Genomic DNA, 356 nt, shown 5'->3' on the forward strand with positions numbered 1-356 from the left:
CAGAAGTCGACCTTAACGCCGCCGAGCGGTTCCCAGAACTTGGCGTTCCAGGGCTCGTCGAAGACCTGGAGCATCTCGTCCGCGCAGATGCGACGGTCGTATTGCTCCAGCTCCTCCATGTGTTCCCACGGCTCGTTGACGGACAGGAAGATCACGCGGAGCATGGCCTTCTCCAGGGCGCTGTAGCCGTCGATCGCACGCTTGATCGGGTTCGGGAGATCCAGCAGACCAAAGCCTTCGGACGTGTCGTGCAGGATGGCGGCCCGCCGGAGGTGCTTCGGCACCTGGCGGTAGAGCTTCACCTCATGCTCGGCCACGTAGTAGGGCTTCTTGGTCTGGCCGGAGTAGCGGGGAAG

1 pseudogene is annotated in these 356 nt (G+C 63.2%); it reads right to left on the reverse strand.

What is annotated here, in order from left to right:
• A pseudogene (locus EN852_RS41340) lies at positions 1-356 on the reverse strand (hypothetical protein); the annotation flags it as partial.

Origin of the sequence: Mesorhizobium sp. M2E.F.Ca.ET.209.01.1.1, assembly GCF_004010375.2 — a bacterium.
GTDB lineage: Bacteria > Pseudomonadota > Alphaproteobacteria > Rhizobiales > Rhizobiaceae > Mesorhizobium.